Origin of the sequence: Methylotenera versatilis 7, from assembly GCF_000799165.1 — a bacterium.
Taxonomy (GTDB): Bacteria; Pseudomonadota; Gammaproteobacteria; order Burkholderiales; family Methylophilaceae; genus Methylotenera_A; species Methylotenera_A versatilis_A.
Window position 1 is genome coordinate 348,856 of the sequence record NZ_JUGF01000002.1, and the last position, 19,574, is coordinate 368,429.

Here is a 19,574-nt window from a genome sequence, read left to right on the forward strand (position 1 = left end):
CCTAAAGCGTTGCCTCCATGCAAATATTGGCAACCACTTCTGTTGCCTCTGGCTTGGCTAGTTTTTTTGCTTTAATCGCCATTTCCAAGCAAATTTCGCGCGTTAAACTGCCTAGCAATTCACTCGCTTTTGCCACATTAAACTCGGTCTGTTGTATTAATTTTGCAGCGCCCGCATCACTTAAGTATTTCGCGTTATACGTTTGATGATCATCCACCGCACTTGGGAAAGGCACCAAAATACTGGCGACGCCAACACAAGACAACTCAGCAACGGTCAGTGCGCCTGAACGGCAAACCACCACATCCGCCCAAGCGTATAGCTCTGCCATATTATGGATAAATGCTTTTGTATCCGCCGTTACACCTGCCGCTTGATAGTTAGCTTGCAAGGCTGCAATATGTTTTTCACCCGCTTGATGAATCACCTCCGGGCGACTGTTTTCTGACAGCGTTGCAATGGCTTTGGGCAGAACTTCGTTTAACGCTGTCGCACCCAAACTTCCGCCAACTACCAGCAATTTCAATTTACCCGTGCGCGATGCATAACGCTGTGCAGGAAATGGCAATTGTGTAATATCCTTGCGCACAGGATTACCGACCAAAATCGCTTCATCTCCAAAAACTGTTCCTTTAGCAAATGCCGAAGGAAACGCCACCAAAGTTTTATCTGCAACTAAACTCAAGATTTTATTGGTTAACCCGGCAATGGAATTTTGCTCATGAATCACTAATGATTTGCCTAACAATTTCGCCATTACGCCACCAGGAAATGCAGCAAAGCCGCCCATACCCAGTACCACATCCGGCTGATGCAGGCGAATAGCTGAAAAACTTTGCTTAAACGCGGTGGCTAACTTAAGTGGCAAGGACAGCCAGTTCAACAAGCCTTTTCCGCGTACGCCACGCATGGTGATGATTGCTTTGCTGTAGTTTTTACCTTCAATCAATCTATTTTCCATGCCACCTTCAGTGCATAACCAAACCACATTCCAGCCATGTTCTTTTAGATAGTCAGCAACTGCCATGGCCGGATACACGTGACCACCCGTACCACCCGCCATAATCATGATGGTGAATTTACCAAACTCAGTCACTGGAGAAGCGAGCATCATGCTGGCAGCCCTTTTTGAAGACGGCGATTTTCAAAATCGATACGCAACAACACCGCCATAGCGATGCAATTAGCCAATATCCCGCTACCGCCGAATGACAGCAAAGGCAATGTCAAACCTTTAGTTGGCAACACGCCCATGTTCACGCCAATATTAATAATGCCTTGTACGCCCATCCATACACCTAAACCTTGCGCCAACAAAGCAGCGAAATAACGTTCATTAGCAACCGCTTCTTTACCGATACCAAAGGCGCGAATCACAATCCAGCAAAACAATCCCAATACAGTTAACACCCCGACAAAGCCCAATTCTTCTGCAATCACCGCCAACAAAAAGTCTGTGTGTGCTTCTGGCAGATATAGTAATTTTTCGACGCTGGCGCCCAATCCTACCCCAAACCATTCGCCACGACCAAACGCGATAAGTGCATGGGAAAGCTGATAACCTTTGCCATAAGGATCTGCCCATGGGTCCATAAAACCAATCACCCGCTGCATGCGATAAGGCGAGCTAACAATCAGCACATAAATTGCCACGGGCAGCAGCGCCAGCAAAGCGACAAAAATCTTAACGTTAATGCCGCCCAGCCAGAGTATGGAAATTGAAATAGCCGCAATCACTGCAAATGCACCGAAATCCGGTTCGCGTAATAGCAAGAACCCAACTAGCACCATCACCGCTACCATCGGTAAAAATCCCTTAACGATGCTATCCATCTGCGGTGCTTTACGCACGGCGTAATCAGCCACATACATGGCGGCGAATAGTTTCATCAGTTCAGATGGCTGCAGGTTAATGACAAATAAGGACAACCAGCGCTGACTGCCATTGACGTTGCGCCCAACACCTGGAATAAGCACCAGTACCAATAAGAACAAACCCAGCAAAAATAGATACGGCGCCATTTTTTGCCAGCCAGCTACCGGCACTTGAAAAGTGACAAAGGCAGCCATTACGCCAACGACAATAAAAATTGCCTGCCGAATCAGATAGTAAGTACTTTGATGGCCAACCGCTTTATCGGCTTCTGCAATGGCAATTGAAGCCGAATACACCATCACCAAGCCTAAACCGAGCAATATTAAAGTCACCCACAACAACATCTGGTCGTAGCTGGCGGCATTCATGCGTTCACGGCTATGCATAACAGGGGCTAACATATTGAAACTCCTAGTGTGCTGCCTGACTTTTGCGCCGCTGTTTGTTGCAGGCGTTTCACCGCTTCTACAAACACTTCTGCACGATGCACATAATTCTTAAACATATCGAAACTGGCACAAGCCGGTGACAGCAATACGGCGTCACCACTTAATGCTATTTTTTGCGCAATATTTACTGCTTCTGGTAAATCGGCGGCATGGTATATCGGCATTTCTGACAGCAACAAAACTGCTTCAATTAATGCTGCATCGCGCCCGATTAAAACCACAGCGCGTGCGTTAGTTTTTACAGCAGGTAATAGCGGTGCAAAATCCTGTCCTTTACCATCGCCGCCAGCAATCAATACCACTTTTTGCGGTTTCCCTTGTTTAACCATGCCGGCAATAGCAGCGCAGGTCGCGCCCACATTCGTGCCTTTTGAGTCATCAAAAAAATCAACATTATCAATCGTAGCAACCCATTCCACGCGATGTGGCAGGCCTTTAAAATGACGTAATGCGCTGGCAATAACTGTTTTTTCAATACCGATAGCGCTGCACAAAGCCACCGCTGCAAGTGCATTGGCTACGTTATGCAAGCCACTGATTTTCAGTTGATTTGCATGCAGAACTTTACGCTGGCCACTGGTTAAGCACGACTCACCGTCGCATTCAATCAGACCAAAATCCTCTATAGTCGGCGCGGCATTCAAGCCGAATGTCACCATGTGCTTAGCTTGCTGCATCGTTTGAGCCCGAATACTTAAGCTTGCTGGATCATCACGATTTAAAACGGCCGTTTTTGCATGCGCTAAAATGCGTACTTTGGCGGCAGTATATGCATCAATATCCGCATATCGATCCATGTGGTCTTCACTAATATTCAGCACAGTTGCACTGTCACATGTTAAATGATGCGTTGTTTCCAATTGAAAACTAGACAGTTCAAGCACATACACATCGGGTGTTTGCATCATCAGCGCTTCTAATACCGGTAAGCCGATATTGCCCGCCACAATCGTTTTCAAACCTGCTTCCTTGCAGATTTCGCCTACTAATGTCGTTACCGTTGTTTTGCCATTGGAGCCCGTTATTGCAATGACTTTTGCATGTTTGGGACGATACTGCGCGAACAATTCCACATCGCCAATCACTGGCACACCATGCTCAATAGCCGCCTGCACCGCTGGCTCAGTGATAGCCACACCGGGGCTAATCACAATTAACTCGGCTTGCTGCAATACGGCCGGATCAAACGGCCCTGTATGAATATGCACTTGCGGCATGCGTTTAATCACATCATCCACGCTTGGTGGATTAACGCGAGAATCAGCCGCAGACAAAATCGCACCTTGGCGGTCAAGCCAATGCAAGGCAGATAGGCCGGTATCACCCAGGCCCAGTACCAATACTTTTTTGTCTTTTAACGCGATTTTCATTCTGTTCTAATCATCTGAGTTTTAATGTGGATAAGCCGATCAAAACCAGCATCATCGTAATAATCCAGAATCGCACCACTACCTGCGTTTCTTTCCAGCCTTTTTGTTCGTAGTGATGATGCAACGGCGCCATCAAAAAGATACGCTGCCCAACGCCTGTTCTGAGTTTGGTATATTTGAAATACAGGACTTGCAGCGCCACTGAGAATGTTTCCACCACGAACACGCCGCCCATAATAAACAACACGATTTCCTGGCGCACTATAACGGCCACAACCCCAAGTGCAGCACCTAAAGCCAGCGCACCTACGTCGCCCATAAACACTTCAGCCGGGTAAGCGTTAAACCATAAAAAGCCTAAACCTGCACCCGCCATGGCTGCGCAAAACACCATCAATTCGCCTGCTCCCGCCACATAAGGAATACCCAGATATTTAGAAAAATATAAATGACCTGCCATATAGGCAAATATCGCCAGCGCACTACCCACCATCACGGTTGGCATAATGGCCAAACCATCCAGTCCATCAGTGAGATTCACCGCATTACTTGAGCCGACAATCACTAAATAAGTCAGCAAAATAAAACCTACTGCACCTAAAGGTAGCACTAAAGTTTTGAAGAACGGCACGATTAAAGTCGTCTCAACTGGGCTGGCAGATGTTTGATATAAAAATATCGCCACGCCAAGCCCAATCACACTTTGCCAAAAATACTTGGCTTTGGCGGATAAGCCTTTCGGATTTTTATAAACCACTTTGCGATAATCATCTACCCAGCCAATGGCACCAAAACCTAAAGTAGTCACCAGTACCACCCAGATATATTTATTATGCAAATCGCCCCACAATATGGTCGAAATACCAATCGCCACCAGAATCAGTGCACCGCCCATGGTCGGCGTGCCTGCTTTTACTAGATGCGTCTGCGGACCATCATCCCGCACCGCTTGCCCCACTTTATATTGGGTCAGCTTACGAATCATGGTCGGGCCAACTAAAAATGAGATGATTAAGGCAGTTAAAGTCGCCAAAACCGCGCGCAATGTAATGTAATTAAACACATTAAAACCACGAATATCGTGCGCTAACCAACGGGCAAGTTCTAATAACATGATGCGTCCTCCATTAAACTTTTTTGTTGTAATTTTGTTTGATTCGTCAGTGCATTCACCACGCGCTCCATTTTCATAAAACGTGAGCCTTTCACCAGAACCGTTACATTTTTTTGCATCAGGTTTTTTGCTTGCGCAATCACATCGTCTAGTACTAAATAATGTTGTGCACCATCACCAAAACTGTTTGCAGCATTTGCGCTTAACTCACCAAATGCCAATAACCTGGCAATGCCTTTTTGCTTGGCATACAAGCCGATTTGAGCATGCATTTCTGCCGCTTCCGCGCCCAATTCGCCCATGTCGCCCATCACAAAAACGCGGTGCGTATTCATCGCGGTCAATACATCAATCGCGGCTTTCATCGAATCAGGATTGGCGTTGTAAGTATCATCAATCAACAGTGCATCATTCAAACCCAGTTTGCGCTGCAAGCGACTATGCACGGCTTGCATATTTTGCAAACCATCTGCAATATCCTGATTGCTCACGCCCAGTGCAACCGCTGCAGCACTGGCAGCAAGTGCGTTACTGATATTGTGTTTACCCAATATATTCAGATTAAAGCTGACCATGCCAGTTGGTGTAGTCAGCTGCACATGACTTAACCCATCAACCTCTTCAAAAACGGCAGTGACATCCGCCACGTTATTCAGCCCGAAAGTAACGATTTTTTTGCCTGTATTTAATGATTGCCAATACGTAAAAAATGCATCATCTGCATTCAGCACAGCCATACCGCCTGCACTCAAACCATTAAAAATCTCGCCTTTAGCCTTGGCAATATTGTCACGCGAACCAAGCTCACCAATATGCGCAGTGCCTGCATTGTTAATCAGCGCCACAGTAGGCTGCGCGATACGGGTTAAATAGTCGATTTCACCCAAATGATTCATGCCCATTTCAATCACGGCATAAGCATGTTGTTTGCACAACTTCAGCAAAGTTAACGGCAATCCAATGTCATTATTAAAATTACCGACTGTGGCATGCACTTTCTGTGCATCTTTTGCCGCCACGCCCAAAATAGCGGTTAACATCTCTTTGGTGGTGGTTTTGCCGTTACTGCCGGTAATAGCAATCAGCGGCAACGCAAACTGATTGCGCCAATACTGTGCTAACTGTCCAAGCGCCAAGCGCGTGTCATCTACCAGAACGGCAGGGGAGGCAACTGTCTGCGCATCTGACACCAAAGCTGCCGCCGCACCTTGCTTGATGGCATCTACCGCATAAGCATTACCATCAAAAGTTTCACCTTTAATAGCCACAAAAAGCTGACCATTCACAATCGCGCGACTATCTGTGCCTACGCTTTGCACCTCAACATCTTCACCCAAGAGTATGCCGTTCACCGCTTTTGCAATGGTTGATAGCTTCATCATGACAGCGACTCCGCGTATGATTTCAACACTTTTTCGGCCTGTTCCATATCGCTAAAATAATGTTTTACGCCTTTAATTTCTTGATACTGCTCATGTCCTTTGCCTGCAATCAGTACGATATCTCCCGCTTTAGCCGCAAATATGCCAACTGAAATCGCTTTTGCGCGATCCTGTTCAATCAAATAATTACCCTGCGTACCCTGCAGGATTTCATTGATGATTTTGCGCTTGCTCTCATGCCTCGGATTATCAGAAGTCACCACTACCGCATCCGCCAAATCGCAGGCAATCTTGCCCATTAATTCTCGCTTACCCGCATCGCGATTGCCGCCGCAGCCAAACACGCATACTAATTTTGCACTTAATGGTTTTTGCTCTTTTAATGTGCTTAATACTTTTTCCAGTGCATCAGGCGTGTGCGCATAATCGACAACGACCAATGGCAGCACACCGCCGCCGAGTAGCTGCATACGCCCTGCGGCTGATTGAATCTGTGCAATGGCATCGACTGCATCTGTTAAGCTGACTTTTGAAACCAATAAAGTAGCCAATACTGCCAACACGTTATACACATTAAAACGGCCGATTAAATTGGCTTTTACCGTCGCTTCACCTTGTGGGGTAACAGCAACAAAACTGAAATGGGTATTTTCAAAATGTAATTGCGTCGCACGCACGTCGCCATGCTCAATGCCATAAGTGATCACTGGCGCAACAGCCAGTTTCAAGTCTTCTTCAATCTCCTGGCCAAAATCATCGTCGCAATTCAGCACCGACATTTTCAAATCAGCAAAATCGAATAAACGACGTTTTGCAGCGGCATATTCTGCGAATGTGCTGTGATAATCCAAATGATCGCGCGATAAATTGCTTAACACCGCCACATCAAAATGCACGCCATTAACGCGACCTTGGTGCAAACCATGCGATGAAACTTCTAATGCCACCACTTCAGCACCCTGATTTAAATAATCAGCCAACATACTTTGTAATAGAATCGCGTCGGGTGTGGTATTTTGCGTTTCACTTAACGCATCGACAAAGCCGTTACCCAGCGTACCAACCACCGCTGTTTTGCGCCCCAGATAGTTAAAGCACTGACTTAACCATTGCGTAATGGAAGTTTTACCATTGGTACCAGTTACACCAATCGTCCATAATTTTTCGGATGGTTTTTTATAATATTGGTCAGCAATATTGCCAACCTGCAAGCGCAAGCTCGCAATACCGATATTTTCAACTGTCCATTCTGGATTCCAGTCAAAATCGGTCGAATCCCACAACACTGCGCTTGCGCCATTATTAATAGCATCGGCAATGTAATTGCGCCCATCGCTTTTATCACCCGGGTACGCTAAAAATAAGCTGCCAGGCGTTACCCGACGGCTATCGGCAGTCATATCTTTAATCGACGTTTTAATCGTGTAGTTTTGAATGGGCTTTGTCATATCGCCTCTTTTACATCCTCAACATCAGGCGGTATAACGACGTTATTATTAGGTGCATCTTGCGGCACAGCCAGCATGCGCAATGCATCTGACATCACAGCACTGAATACGGGTGCGGCGACCGTGCCGCCGTAATATTTTCCGGTTGTTGGCTCATCGATCATCACCGCCATAATCAAACGTGGATTAGATGCAGGCGCTAAACCAACAAATGAACCCACATACTTATCTTTTTCATAACCTGTTGGGCCTAATTTATGCGCGGTACCAGTTTTGCCTCCAACGCGATAACCAGCTACCTGCGCTTTTAATGCCGTACCGCCGGGCAATACAACCTGCTCCATCATGGTTTTCATATCATTGGCTACCTGCGCCGAAAATACCTGATGCCCTACTGGTGCGTCTTTAATTTTTAACAATGAAATAGGCATTAACTCGCCTTCATTTGCAAAAACCGTGTACGCACGCGCCAGCTGTAATAAAGTCACGCTGATACCATGTCCATACGACATCGTGGCTTGCTCAATCGGACGCCAGGATTTATAAGGACGCAAGCGTCCTGATGCTTGACCTGGAAAACCAATATCCATACGCGAGCCAAAACCCAGTTGATTGAACACGCTCCAAAGTTCTTCGCGTTTTAAACTTAACACCATTTTGGAGGCGCCCACGTTGGATGATTTTTGTATCACACCAGCCACCGTCAGCACGCCATAATCATGCGTATCATGAATAGTTGCCGGGCCGATTTTCATATAACCCGGCGCAGTTTGAATCGGCGTATCTGGTTTGAAATCGCCAAATTCCATCGCAGCTGAAACGGCAATCGACTTTAAAGTGGAGCCAGGCTCAAACACATCGGTAATCACACGATTGCGCGTTTTACCTTGGATATTCACCGGATTATTCGGGTTATATGTAGGTAAGTTAACCATCGCCAACACCTCACCAGTTTTGGCGTCCAGCACCACTGCCGCGCCGGCTTTGGCTTTGTATAAATCGACTGCGCGCGCTAATTCTCTATAAGTTAAATATTGAATGCGCCTATCTATGCTTAGCACCAAGTCATGCCCATCTTGCGGCACCTTTACATCTTCCAAGTCCTCAACAATGCGACCTTGCCTATCTTTAATCACCTTGCGGCTACCTGCTTTGCCTGACAACAGCGCATTTTGTGCCAGCTCAAAACCTTCTTGGCCTTTGTCATTAATATCGGTAAATCCAACTACATGCGCAGTCACATCTCCAGCAGGATAAAAACGCTTGTATTCGCGCTGTAGAAAAACACCAGGAATACCCAAGCTCATGACTTTTGCTGCTAAATCCGGTGAAACTCTGCGCTTTATATACACAAATCCGCGCTGTAAATTGGCAAACTTCTTATCTATTTCTTTACTTTTAATACCTAACAATTGCCCAAGTTTTACTTTTTGCGTAGCAGTGATTTTCACATCTGGCGGACTTGCCCAAACAGATTCAACCGGGCTACTAATCGCTAGCAGTTCGCCATTTCTATCGGTAATCTTTCCACGATGCGCTTGCAGCGCCAATGTGCGGCTGTAACGTGCATCGCCTTTTTGCTGTAAAAATTCTTTATGCAGACTCTGCAAATAAATACCACGCGCAAACAAGCCTGCAAAACCCAGCAAGATGCAAATCAGCAATAGCCTACGCCGCCATGATGGCAGCTTTACTATATGGTGCTGTATTGGGTTATAGGCCATTTTTCTCTAAATTTCTTCACTAATCAGTTCTAGCGTATGACTTCCAAAGTCACTTCTTCTTTTGCGATTACCTGAATACGTTTTGCATCAGGCACTTGCATTTTTAATTTCTTGGCTGCCAATTCTTCAATGCGCGAATGCATCGCCCAAGTGCTTTGCTCTAACTGCAACTGTCCAAATTCTGTTTCATACTTCTGTATCAAGTTTTGTTGCTGCTCAAGCTCAAAATATAATTTGCGCGCCTTATGCTGCGACGTGATTACACCTAAGCTCACAGCAATTAACACAAAAAATAAAATAAAATTTAATCGGGTCATGGTTTCTATTGTTTGCATAAACAGCTTATTAAGCTGTCGCCGTTCTTTCTGCCACACGCATCACCGCACTTCGACTACGCGGATTCGTTTTCACTTCAGCAGCGCTTGGTTTAATCGCTTTACCAATAGCCATCAATCTGGGCTGCGGCAAATCTTTCGCTTTAACTGGAAAATTAGAAGGCAAATCATCGCGGTTTTGTTCCCTTTGAATAAACTGCTTAACGATTCTATCTTCCAGCGAATGAAAGCTGATCACTACCAAACGCCCGCCCTCAGCCAATAGATTCAGGCATTGCGGCAAAATTAGCGATAACTCCTCAAGCTCCGAATTGACGTAAATCCGTAAAGCTTGAAAGGTGCGCGTTGCAGGGTTCTGCCCCGGTTCAATCTTAGGGATTGCACTTGCCACGACCTTGGCAAGCTGCCCTGTAGTGGTGATGGAGCGCCCGTCTGTGCGCTCCTTAATAATCGCCCTTGCAACCTGCTTAGCAAACCGTTCTTCACCATAGTCTTTTATCACTTTCCCTAACTGTTGCTCTGAAATTGTGGACAACAGCTCTGCCACTGTTTTGCCACGCGTTTGGTCCATACGCATATCCAGCGGCGCATCAAACCTAAAACTAAAACCCCGCTCACCTTCATCGATTTGCGGCGACGAAATACCCAAATCCAGCAAAATTCCATCTACTTTTGTGAGATTGTTACTGATTGCTAATTGATTGATTTCTGAAAAATGCCGATGCTCAATACTGAATCGCGCATCTTGAATGGATTGACCTTCTGCCAATGCCGCCAAATCCCGGTCTATTGCGAACAATTGACCATCGCCACTCAATTTGGACAAAATGAGCCGGCTGTGACCACCACGCCCAAAAGTACCATCAATGTAAACACCATTGGATTTAATATGAAGCGCATCCACCGCTTCATTCAACAATACTGTGATATGTGCAGCCGATGGCGATTTAGCGGTAGAGTTTAATGCGGGAGTCATATTTGATGCTGACAGTGAGGCTGAATTTTCTTTTATTGGCGGCGCAGATTTTGCGCCCAGCATCATAGCGAAAAGCCCTCTAATTCTGCGGGCATTTCAAAACCATCACCCGTTATTAAAGTTTCCAACTGCTTGTTCCAAGCATCCATATTCCATATCTCAAAATGACTGCCCTGTCCCACAAACATCACATCTTTATCTAAACTCGCAAATCGGCGCAATACCGGCGAAACCAACAAACGCCCCGTACCGTCCAGCGTAATATCCTCTGCCTGACCCACCATCATGCGCTGATAAACACTGGTTTGCGGGTTGAAACTGGACAGACCATTAATTTTGGCTTCAATTGGCGCCCAAGCTGGTTGCGGATACAACAATAAGCAACGGTGCGGATGCGCAGTCAATATCAAACTGCCCGCACTTTGTGCCAACAAAGCATCACGATGCTTAGCAGGCACTGCAAGCCTGTATTTAGCATCCATACTTAAATGTGTTGCACCGCGAAACATGATTGAAATGGACATCCCTTAAATAATTATTCTCAAATGCGCACTTAATTCTTAAGCAGGCTATTTTTAATGCATTTACTCAGCCGTCAAATTAGTGGCTCTTGTTAAATGACTTATATTCGCGCTTCATTTATCTCAAAATTTATTAACTTTATTTGTGTATAGATAGCCGTCAAGCTACTTAGCAGAACCCAAAGGAGAACTTTTAAACCCACCAACTCCCCACCAAACTCCACTTTTCACCACTAAATTGCACTATAGATAAAAAAAAAGTACTTAGCAAGTACTTTTTCACTATTTTTTCTTTATAAGACAAAGACTTAGCGCATTTTTATCATAAAAACAATAACCTTAATAATCAATAAGATACCAAATCAAGTGAATGTAAAATATAAGCGTTGGGAATTATGTATTTGAATACAATCAAGAGGATAATAAAAACGAAAGTGAAGCTGGCCGATAAGCCGGGTTTTGTAGACTTTATCGCTAAAGTTGACAGTCATTCATCTAGGCGCACAATTACTTGTACGCTCAAGCTATCTACCCGCTGGCAGCGCGAGCCACGCCCTATTTACTTGCGTAAAAATGCCAGCCTATTTGATATTGCTGCAGATGGAGGTTGCCGCGTTTCACCGTAACTAAATACGCTCGTCTCTGTGGCCCTATTCCTCGCCTTATATTCTGTGGCTTTCACCACAAAAATTTCAACGTACGGCCGTTAGCCGTCATCTCGCCCTATGCAGCCCGGACTTTCCTCCCCTCACTTTCGTGAGCGGCGACTGTCTGGCCAGCTTCATCGTTATTTTAACATGCTGAGACAGTTATTATTTCTGTAATTTCCATTGCAAGATTTGCCCAGCTCTCAAAGGCACCAGAACATCTCCATCAACATAAGGCAAGTTCTCAGGCACTTTCCAGCTTTCTTTCACCAGCGTGACTTGCTCAGAATTACGTGGCAAACCGTAGAAATCAGCACCATAAAAGCTGGCAAAACCTTCTAATTTATCTAACGCATTTGCATTCTCAAACACTTCCGCATACAACTCAATTGCTGTATGTGCCGTATACATGCCAGCACAACCACAGGCGGCTTCTTTAGTAAGTTTTGCGTGCGGCGCGCTATCTGTTCCTAAGAAAAACTTGGCATTACCAGAAGTTGCTGCTTTCACTAAAGCCACACGATGCTCTTCACGCTTTAAGATTGGTAAGCAATAGTGGTGCGGCTGGATACCGCCTTTAAACATGTCATTGCGATTCATCAACAAATGGTGCGCGGTGACGGTTGCAGCAACATTATTCGGAGCTTCCATCACAAAGTCTGCCGCATCTTTAGTGGTGATGTGCTCAAACACAATTTTTAATGCTGGAAATTTTTTGAGCAAGGGAATCATGTTGCGCTCAATGAACACACGTTCGCGATCAAACACATCAACATCGCCATCAGTCACTTCAGCATGCGCCAACAAAGGTACGCCCAGCTTTTCCATCGCCTCAAGCGCTTTTACGCAATGACCTAGATTTGTGACACCTGAATCTGAATTAGTAGTCGCGCCCGCTGGGTAAAGCTTCACACCATGCACAACCCCACTGGCTTTAGCCAAGGCAATCTCTTCAGCCGAAGTATTATCCGTCAGATACAAAGTCATCAATGGCTCAAAGCACGCACCCTTTGGCAACGCATCTAAAATACGTTGCCTATAGATGATTGCCAATTCAGTTGTTGTCACTGGTGGCCGCAGATTAGGCATCACAATGGCGCGAGCGAATTGTTTCGCGGTGTCGGGCAGCACTGCTTTTAGGGCTGCACCATCTCTCAAATGCAAATGCCAATCGTCTGGGCGCGTGATTGTTAAACTTGTTTGGGTTAATGTGTGTGGATGAGTCATTTTATGGCGATTCTTTTATTGAGCATTTTTTAGAGTAAGGGCGAATTCGTACAAATAATTTTTCTTTTCGTTGGTGATTTCGGCGGTCAGTTTTACTGCTTGTTTGAGTGGTAAATCCACCAATAATAATTTTAATATGCGCACAACTTCTTCTGAGAACTCTTCAGCCTCCCTTACCGCAGCCGCTTCAACTAAAAGCACGAACTCGCCACGCTGCTGGTTCGTATCAGCTTGCAGCCAGGTTACCGCATCCACCAAATCACAGCTATAAATTGTCTCAAAAGTTTTAGTCAGTTCACGCGCAAAAGTAACACGGCGTTCTGCACCTAATACAGTCGCCATATCCGCGATACTTTCCACAATTCTGTGTGGCGCCTCATAAAACACCAAGGTTACTGTTTGTGTTTTCAGAACTTCTAAAGATTTGCGCCTTGCTGCGCCGCTGGCAGGCAAGAAGCCGTAAAATAAAAAACCATTTTGAGTAATACCTGAAACGGACAATGCAGCAATCACCGCGCTCACGCCAGGAATAGGTACAACTTTAATACCCGCTTTTCGCACAAAATCAACAACTACCGCACCCGGATCGCTAATACCGGGTGTACCAGCATCCGTCACCAAGGCAATGTTTGCGCCCGCTTTTAGTTGCGTTAATAATTTTTCAGCCGATTGATGCTCATTATGTTCATGCACGGCAATGAGTTTTTTTGAGATGCCAAAATGTGACAGCAAGCCCGACGTATGACGCGTATCCTCCGCCGCAATCGCATCTACCACTTTTAGCGTTTCTAGCGCACGCAGGGTAATGTCACCCAAATTGCCGATTGGCGTTGCCACCACATATAATGTACCGGTTGCTTTTAAATCATTCATTCTGTAATTTTAAGCCAAAGCTATGCTTAAAATATTAAAAATATAGTGCACTTAATAAATATATCGCACCCAAAAATAAACTGCTCCATCTAAATTTATGAAAATGAATCAAAACAATGCGGGGCTTGAAGCAGAAAAATTAGCTGCAACTTTTTTAATGAATCATGGACTTAAAATGGTAATGCAAAATTATCACTGCCGTTTTGGCGAGATTGACTTGATTATGATGGACGCCAAAACGCTGGTTTTTATTGAGGTGCGTCTACGAAGTAACCAGCAGTTTGGTGATGCTGGCACTAGCATCACCGCACAAAAAAAGCAGAAATTAATCTTAACCGCACAACATTATTTACAAACACACGGCGAAAGACAATGCCGTTTCGATGCAATTTTAATGTCCAAAGTTGACTTAGCACACATCGAATGGGTGCGTAATGCTTTTGACGCATAAAGGGCGTATGATTCGCAAAAATTAACCGTTATTTGGAGTATGCAATGAATATAGCAACTAAACTTTTTCTAACTACCGCATTTGTGAGCCAATTGGCAGCCTGCGTGCCTATCGCTATTGGTGGCGCTGCCGCTGGCGGCGCAGTTGCATCGGATAGACGCACTTCAGGATTTTTTGTTGAAGATGAAGGTATCGAGCTTAAAGCAGTAAAAAAAATGGAAAGCAATTTAGGTGAACAATCACATGTTAACGTGACGAGCTACAACCGTAACGTGTTGCTAACAGGTGAAGTGCCGGATGCAGAACGCTTGGCTAAGGCAGAGTCTCTATTAAAAGAAATTGAAAATATTCGCACAGTGACCAATGAAATTGTTATAGCGCCTAAAAGCACGATTGGGTCGCGCAGCAATGATACTTTTATCACCTCTAAAATTAAGACAAAATTTATCACTGAAAATAAATTTCCCGCCAACTACGTTAAAGTAGTTACCGAAAATGGCGTGGTTTACTTATTAGGGCTAGTCAATCAGGCTGAAGCAGATGCGGCCGTAGAAATTGCACGTAACACTGACGGCGTCAGTAAAGTCGTCAAAGTATTTGAATATATTAATTAACTAAAAATTTAAAGCAGCTGAAAAATGACTAAAAAAGCAGTAGAAATTATTATTGAAGGCCTGACGCGTGCCGGCAAACCATTCCGGCCCAGCGATTGGGTAGATAGAACTTGTAGCACCTACGCCAGCTTTGGACCGAATAAAAAACTGGTGTACTCGCCCTATTTAAAACCAAAAGTAATGAATGGTGTACGCTGTCTGGCAGTGGATATGCGCTTAAAAGATAGCAGCCCAGAAGGTTTCGCACAGTTGATGCAGTTTGCCGATGAAAATCAGCTCAATATTTTAGATGCGGATGGAAATAGCATTACAGCACCAGTTTAAATAAATACTTTTTTAAAATGTTGCCCGCATTTTCGTTAATGCTTTTTTAAAGTCTCATTTGCAATAAAATCTTCAAGATAAGCTTTCGTGACCAACCCGCGCTTAGTTCTAACCAAAACACCGCGTGGGTTGTAAATAAAAGTTGTTGGCATCACCTCTGCACTGCCAATTTGCCTGATAACATCATCGTCACCCAGCACAATTGGATAAGATATCAGCATATCATCCACATAATCGGCAACTTCTTTTGCATCCTGGTAATCAAACGAAACGCCCAGCAACATCACATCATTATTTTTACGGCTATCGTACAGCGCAACCAAATCAGGCACTTCTTCCAAACATGGCGGACACCATGTCGCCCAATAGTTCACAATCACCCATTTGCCTTTATATTGAGATAAAGCATGTTTTTTTCCGTTAGTATCGCTTAAGACAAAGCCCTTACCCTGCGAACGTTCTACGCTATAAACACTTAAACTCATGCCAAAGAAAGCAATCATTAATACAAACAAGAACGCTTTTTTGCCTAACATTGTACCTCCCAATCCTAACCTATATAACTATCTATAAAATTCATTATTAACTTCTGCTCATTACATAAAAGCTAAAAATCCTTCTTCTATTGACTCGCCTAATTTAAACATTTTTTCATTCAACGGCTGTTTTATACAAGCAATAAATTTTCAATTAAATTAAGGTGACAAATTGATCATTAGCTTTTAATATAAAGCATTGTGTGGAGTTTATATGCCGATTAGTCTTAAGCTACCAAGTCTAGATAATAATCCAATTTTGTTGGCTGAAACTCGCGCTCACAAAATCAACGAATTCATACAAAACCTTCCTTTTGGCGACCCAATTCGCGCAGCGACTGATTTAATCGAAGAATTGCAGATTATTAACAGCCAAAAGGTCGCATTTACCAATCGCTTAAACGCGCTTGAGCTTTATCGCCCGGCAGCGATTCAAATCTATCAAGATTTAATCCCGCATTTCAGCCATGCGAACTTACCTATTTCAAAAAACGAGCAAGCTTTTGCGAGTGCTGCCGAACAATTATGGCAGGAGTTCGCATTTGGTTATAAATTCGCACTGATCGACTTACAAAACAAAATCCTGAATTTGAATAGCAGCAAAACCACTGCGCTGGTAATTCAACGTGCCATCCATGCGTGCAAAGAAATCGCGCTGATTCACCATCTTACCTATGCCAGCACACCGATTGCCTTGTGGAGTGAACTACATCAACTTTATTACTGTGCGCTACAGCAATCTGCTGAAAATCTGCCAGTGGCCGAGCATTACACTAGTGCCAATGCAAGCTCTGTCAATTTAATTTACACACAAATCTTGCTGCTCAATTTGGCAAATCCGCAACATTTAGCCAATCAAGACATCATTAAAGTTGACGTCTATTTAGGCAGTATCGCACATCAAGCAGAATTAAGACCGCTAGGTTTTATCGAAAATCCAACCGGTGTATTTTTAATATCATTAAGTGGTAATAAACCACCAACTGCTTTTGTTAAAAATAAAGCCATCCCTGATGGAAGCACCGACATTCTGCTGATTACTGTGAATTTAGCCAGACAGATCCATCAGCACATTAAATTATTGCAAGAAGGCATTACGCCTAACGATGGCAGCATGCCGAGCAATGCCATTGAAAGTCATTTTGAAGACTTACTGGCATACCTGATTAAACAATATGGCAGAACACCACAACGCTTATTCTCACGAAGCAAAAAAAGTGATGGTGTAGAACTAAGTATTGGCATCAATACCACGCATCATTTAATTAGTGAGGCAGGATCGCCTTTTAATAGCCGCCAAGGCATAAGCGGCTTGGGTACCAATGGCACTTACAAGCCTTCGCGCTGGCAGATTTTAAATGTCAGCGCAGGTGGCTATGCACTGCGTAAATTCAACTCTTCTCAGGCAACCGCACAAATTGGCGATGTCGTCGCGATGAAAGATAACAGTACAAAAACCTGGGAACTCGCCGTGCTACGCTGGGCCAGTGTAAACGAATTAAAACAATTAGATGTTGGCTTGCAACTTATTTCTCCCAGCGCTTCGGCTGTGAGCGTTAGAGCAGACAATAGCGCACTAGAAAGTGAAGCATTATTATTGCCTGAATTGCCTGCATTAAAACAACCTGCAAGCATCATTCTTTCTGTTGGGTTATGCAAGGTAGGTAGTACGCTAGAACTTCACCACAACAATACGTTAAGTCACGTGCTAACGACCAAGTTGGTAGAACGTACTGCGAGTTTTGAACGTTTTCAATACAGCTTGATATAAATCAATTACTATTGTTATACTAGTGATATTGTTATTTTTAGTGACAATTTAGTCAGTACTGAATAAGCTATTTTCATCTCAACTTAATTAAAGTTTAACTAAATTTCTGTTAATTACTTGAAAATAGATTAAACGACGCTATTTAATTATCAAAGATAGCCATCATAATTTAAGTTATCGTACACTATTCAGTCAATCGTCAAATTTCTACACCGAGGCCACAATGAGCGAACATATTACCCATTTAAGCGATGCTGCTTTTGAGCAAGAGGTATTGCAATCTCCCCTTCCCGTTTTAGTGGATTATTGGGCAGAGTGGTGCGGACCTTGCAAAATGATTGCACCAATTTTGGATGATATCAGTAAAGAATATGCTGGCCGTTTGAAAGTCGCTAAATTAAATATTGATGATAATCAGCAAACACCGCCGAAATACGGTATTCGCGGCATTCCAACTTTAATGTTATTTAAAAATGGCAATGTTGAAGCCACTAAAGTGGGCGCGCTATCAAAATCTCAATTAACTGCATTTATTGATAGCAACATCTAAATTATTAATCTTTTCCAATAGGTCTAGTTTCTACAAACCCAATCAGAAACTAGACATTTTTTTACCATCACACTTCATACAAACTATCCCTTAGTTAGTCACTTCTAGAGAGTTCTCTCATGCATTTATCCGATTTAAAACACCTACCTGTCACCGAACTTGTTGAAATGGCAATTACCAACGAAATTGACAATGCGAGCCGCATGCGCAAGCAAGATTTGATTTTCGCCATCCTAAAAAATAAAGCAAAAAAAGGCGACAGCATTTTTGGTGACGGCACATTAGAAGTACTACAAGATGGTTTTGGATTTTTACGCTCACCTGATACATCTTATTTAGCCGGGCCTGATGATATTTACGTTTCCCCATCGCAAATTCGTCGTTTTAACCTACACACCGGCGATAGCATTCAAGGTGAGATTCGCACACCTAAAGATGGCGAGCGCTATTTTGCCTTGGTAAAAGTTGATGTCGTGAATGGTGAAGCGCCTGAAAATACCAAGCATAAAATTCTATTTGAAAACCTAACACCGCTTTTCCCAACAATTCCCCTGACACTAGAACGTGATATTCGCGGCGAAGAAAATATCACTAGCCGCGTGATTGATATGATTGCGCCAATTGGTCGTGGTCAGCGCGGATTATTAGTCGCCAGCCCGAAAAGTGGCAAAACCGTCATGATGCAAAATATTGCGCATGCCATCACGGCCAACCATCCCGATGTTGTTCTCATTGTGTTACTGATTGACGAGCGCCCGGAAGAAGTGACTGAAATGACGCGCTCAGTAAAAGGTGAAGTAGTCGCTTCAACTTTTGATGAACCTGCAACGCGTCATGTGCAAGTTGCCGAAATGGTGTTAGAAAAGGCCAAACGCTTGGTTGAGCATAAAAAAGATGTAGTGATTTTACTGGACTCAATCACCCGCTTAGCGCGCGCATACAACACCGTAATACCTTCATCTGGTAAGGTGTTAACTGGCGGTGTGGATGCAAACGCACTGCAACGCCCTAAACGTTTCTTTGGCGCCGCGCGGAACATTGAAGAAGGCGGCTCATTAACCATTATCGCAACAGCCTTGGTAGATACCGGTTCGCGTATGGATGACGTGATTTACGAAGAGTTTAAAGGCACGGGCAACATGGAAATCCATCTTGACCGCAAAATGGCCGAAAAACGCCTCTATCCAGCGATTAATGTTAATAAATCCGGCACACGTAAAGAAGAGTTACTCATCGAAAAAGACGTATTACAGAAAATTTGGGTACTGCGTAAACTGCTTTATCCAATGGATGATTTAGAGGCGATGGAATTCTTGTTAGACAAAATCAAAGCCACTAAAAATAATGCTGACTTTTTTGACAGTATGCGTCGCGGCTAATAGGTCT

General features: G+C 44.1%; 19 protein-coding genes and 1 other RNA gene. 6 read left to right on the forward strand and 14 right to left on the reverse strand.

The window, feature by feature from the left end:
• Position 1: 1 nt before the first annotated feature.
• The 13 genes from murG to rsmI all read right to left on the reverse strand — a co-directional run bounded on the left by murG (position 2) and on the right by rsmI (position 13,942).
• Positions 2-1,114 (reverse strand): undecaprenyldiphospho-muramoylpentapeptide beta-N-acetylglucosaminyltransferase, encoded by a 1,113-nt coding sequence (gene murG / locus K370_RS05670; protein ID WP_047539723.1) that lies wholly within the window; start codon positions 1,112-1,114, stop codon positions 2-4.
• A complete protein-coding gene (gene ftsW, locus K370_RS05675) occupies positions 1,111-2,277 on the reverse strand; it encodes a putative lipid II flippase FtsW (protein WP_235272701.1) in 1,167 nt (388 codons plus the stop codon). The genes murG and ftsW overlap by 4 nt, the downstream gene beginning before the upstream one ends.
• Positions 2,271-3,695, reverse strand: a complete 1,425-nt coding sequence (gene murD / locus K370_RS05680) for a UDP-N-acetylmuramoyl-L-alanine--D-glutamate ligase (RefSeq protein WP_047539724.1) — start codon at positions 3,693-3,695, stop codon at positions 2,271-2,273. The genes ftsW and murD overlap by 7 nt, the downstream gene beginning before the upstream one ends.
• 10 nt (positions 3,696-3,705) lie before the next feature.
• The gene (gene mraY / locus K370_RS05685; RefSeq protein WP_047539727.1) at positions 3,706-4,809 is read right to left on the reverse strand and encodes a phospho-N-acetylmuramoyl-pentapeptide-transferase; all 1,104 of its coding nucleotides are present in this window, start codon (positions 4,807-4,809) and stop codon (positions 3,706-3,708) included.
• Positions 4,800-6,191, reverse strand: a complete 1,392-nt coding sequence (locus K370_RS05690; protein WP_047539729.1) for a UDP-N-acetylmuramoyl-tripeptide--D-alanyl-D-alanine ligase — start codon at positions 6,189-6,191, stop codon at positions 4,800-4,802. Before K370_RS05690 ends, mraY begins: the two co-directional genes overlap by 10 nt.
• The gene (locus tag K370_RS05695; RefSeq protein WP_047539731.1) at positions 6,188-7,639 is read right to left on the reverse strand and encodes a UDP-N-acetylmuramoyl-L-alanyl-D-glutamate--2,6-diaminopimelate ligase; all 1,452 of its coding nucleotides are present in this window, start codon (positions 7,637-7,639) and stop codon (positions 6,188-6,190) included. Before K370_RS05695 ends, K370_RS05690 begins: the two co-directional genes overlap by 4 nt.
• Positions 7,636-9,363, reverse strand: coding sequence for a peptidoglycan D,D-transpeptidase FtsI family protein (locus K370_RS05700; protein WP_047539734.1), 1,728 nt, complete (start codon positions 9,361-9,363; stop codon positions 7,636-7,638). Before K370_RS05700 ends, K370_RS05695 begins: the two co-directional genes overlap by 4 nt.
• A gap of 29 nt (positions 9,364-9,392) precedes the next feature.
• A complete protein-coding gene (gene ftsL, locus K370_RS05705) occupies positions 9,393-9,698 on the reverse strand; it encodes a cell division protein FtsL (RefSeq protein WP_081977170.1) in 306 nt (101 codons plus the stop codon).
• Between the two features lie 10 nt (positions 9,699-9,708).
• Positions 9,709-10,740 carry a 16S rRNA (cytosine(1402)-N(4))-methyltransferase RsmH gene (rsmH, locus tag K370_RS05710; protein ID WP_047539736.1) on the reverse strand — a complete coding sequence of 344 codons (1,032 nt, stop codon included), beginning with the start codon at positions 10,738-10,740 and terminating at the stop codon, positions 9,709-9,711.
• Positions 10,737-11,183, reverse strand: a complete 447-nt coding sequence (mraZ, locus tag K370_RS05715) for a division/cell wall cluster transcriptional repressor MraZ (RefSeq protein ID WP_047539738.1) — start codon at positions 11,181-11,183, stop codon at positions 10,737-10,739. Before mraZ ends, rsmH begins: the two co-directional genes overlap by 4 nt.
• Positions 11,184-11,627: 444 nt before the next feature.
• Positions 11,628-11,978, reverse strand: an RNA gene (gene rnpB / locus K370_RS11905) — RNase P RNA component class A.
• Positions 11,979-12,007: 29 nt separating this feature from the next.
• Entirely contained in the window at positions 12,008-13,069 is a 1,062-nt protein-coding gene (pyrC, locus tag K370_RS05725) for a dihydroorotase (RefSeq protein WP_047539742.1), read from the reverse strand.
• A 15-nt stretch (positions 13,070-13,084) separates the two neighbouring features.
• Positions 13,085-13,942 (reverse strand): 16S rRNA (cytidine(1402)-2'-O)-methyltransferase, encoded by an 858-nt coding sequence (rsmI, locus tag K370_RS05730; RefSeq protein WP_047539744.1) that lies wholly within the window; start codon positions 13,940-13,942, stop codon positions 13,085-13,087.
• Between the two features lie 97 nt (positions 13,943-14,039).
• Here rsmI and K370_RS05735 point away from each other — a divergent pair, with 97 nt between their 5' ends.
• Genes K370_RS05735 through K370_RS05745 form a run of 3 tightly spaced genes read left to right on the forward strand, consistent with a single transcriptional unit; the run spans position 14,040 to position 15,331 of the window.
• The gene (locus K370_RS05735) at positions 14,040-14,393 is read left to right on the forward strand and encodes a YraN family protein (RefSeq protein WP_047539746.1); all 354 of its coding nucleotides are present in this window, start codon (positions 14,040-14,042) and stop codon (positions 14,391-14,393) included.
• 44 nt (positions 14,394-14,437) lie between these two features.
• Positions 14,438-15,007 (forward strand): BON domain-containing protein, encoded by a 570-nt coding sequence (locus tag K370_RS05740; protein ID WP_047539748.1) that lies wholly within the window; start codon positions 14,438-14,440, stop codon positions 15,005-15,007.
• 24 nt (positions 15,008-15,031) lie between these two features.
• Positions 15,032-15,331, forward strand: a complete 300-nt coding sequence (locus K370_RS05745; protein WP_047539750.1) for a DUF3579 domain-containing protein — start codon at positions 15,032-15,034, stop codon at positions 15,329-15,331.
• A gap of 35 nt (positions 15,332-15,366) precedes the next feature.
• Here the strand turns inward: K370_RS05745 and K370_RS05750 are convergent, their stop codons facing one another.
• Positions 15,367-15,867, reverse strand: coding sequence for a TlpA disulfide reductase family protein (locus K370_RS05750; protein ID WP_047539752.1), 501 nt, complete (start codon positions 15,865-15,867; stop codon positions 15,367-15,369).
• A 214-nt stretch (positions 15,868-16,081) separates the two neighbouring features.
• On the opposite strand from K370_RS05750, the gene K370_RS05755 reads away from it, so the two are divergent.
• From K370_RS05755 to rho, 3 genes are all read left to right on the forward strand, one after another.
• On the forward strand, positions 16,082-17,638 hold the full coding sequence (locus K370_RS05755; protein WP_047539755.1) for a hypothetical protein: 1,557 nt from the start codon (positions 16,082-16,084) through the stop codon (positions 17,636-17,638).
• A 223-nt stretch (positions 17,639-17,861) separates the two neighbouring features.
• Positions 17,862-18,188, forward strand: a complete 327-nt coding sequence (gene trxA, locus K370_RS05760; RefSeq protein ID WP_047539757.1) for a thioredoxin TrxA — start codon at positions 17,862-17,864, stop codon at positions 18,186-18,188.
• Positions 18,189-18,307: 119 nt separating this feature from the next.
• Entirely contained in the window at positions 18,308-19,567 is a 1,260-nt protein-coding gene (gene rho / locus K370_RS05765) for a transcription termination factor Rho (protein ID WP_047539759.1), read from the forward strand.
• Positions 19,568-19,574: the final 7 nt, after the last annotated feature.